Origin of the sequence: Mycobacterium gastri (assembly GCF_002102175.1) — a bacterium.
GTDB lineage: Bacteria > Actinomycetota > Actinomycetes > Mycobacteriales > Mycobacteriaceae > Mycobacterium > Mycobacterium gastri.
In genome coordinates, this window is record NZ_LQOX01000039.1 from 1 (window position 1) to 1296 (window position 1296).

Annotated in this window: 1 protein-coding gene; it reads left to right on the forward strand. The window is 63.9% G+C overall.

Annotated features, from left to right (window positions below; genetic code table 11):
* Positions 1–1296, forward strand: a 1296-nt coding sequence (locus AWC07_RS27390) for a WXG100-like domain-containing protein (RefSeq protein ID WP_482805305.1), incomplete at both ends; no start/stop codon positions are given.

Genomic DNA, 1296 nt, shown 5'->3' on the forward strand with positions numbered 1-1296 from the left:
TCGTTGACGGCAGGTTTTGGGGCCAACACTGGTCAGGATGCGGCCGGCGACATGTTTGGGCTGGCCTATCAGGACGCGGCGAAGTCGCTGTTGAAGGCTGCCGCGGCGGCGATCAACGCTTGCCGTCACAACGGCGTCAAGATTCAACTGTCCGCGTCGAATTATTCGAGGGCTGAAGCGGCGTCCACGTTGGGCGGTGGCAGTGGTGTCTTGCCGGCGCCGCACGATCCGGAGCAGTTTTCGGCTCCTGGTCCACCGGGCACGTTGGGCGCAGGCCCACCCCCGCCGATGCTGTGGCGGGTTGTGGAGCTGTTTGTCGGCGATTTGTGGCCCAACGGGGATGTCGCGGGATTGCATGCGGCCGCGGGGTGTTGGCGTGGCTTTGCTGCGGCACTCGGCGGGGCGGAGCAGGGGCTCAACGGACCGAAGACGGTGATCGCCGGCCAAGAGATTCCGGAAGGGGGGCTGATACAACCTGTCTTGTCCGAACTCGGTAACGCGATGGCAAGCCTGGGCAAGCAGTGTGAACAGTTGGCCGCCACCCTCGACAATTTCGCCGACGAGGTGGCCCACGCGCAAAACGCCATTCGAGACCTCTTGCACCGGTTGGGGTCGGCGCCAGGGTTGTGGCACGAGGTGGTGTCGATCTTCGACGGCGATGCGCTGCAAGAGGTCAAAGAGATCGCCGAGGACATCAAGGCCGTGCTGCACAACCTTGGTCGTGAAGCACAGGCCAAAGAGCAGGCGATGCAGCGTGGAATGGGGATCGCTGACGGTTTGGTGCGCGGGATGCAGCGCTATGTGCGCGGTGAGCTGACGCATTTTCTGGGCACCGAAGTTGGCAATCCGCTGGCGACGGTTTTCGATTTCTTCAGCAACGTCACTGAGGGTGTCTACCAAGCGGCGTTCTCGACAGTGCATGGTATGGACCAGCTAAGCCCACGGCACTTTCTCACCGACCCCGAGGGTGCGGCGGCCGCTTGGGAGGGGCTGGATGTGACGGCGGTGCGTTCGCTTCCGGCTTATGCCTTGTTGGATCCGGACGGTGCGGCGCAGACCTGGAAAGGATTGCTGCACTTCGACGATTGGCGCAGGGATCGGCCTGGGCTGGGGTTGGGAGAGAACCTCTTTGACGTTGGAACTTTGGCGCTTGGGGCTGGCGAGGTCAGGCGTTTTGGCACGGGCGGGCGTGCTGTGGAGGAAGGCGTCGCCGAGGAAGAAGGCAGCGGCGGTACGCGTGTCGGAGCGCCAGGTGGTGGCGGGCAGTTGGGTGAAATCACCCACACCGGCGACGCG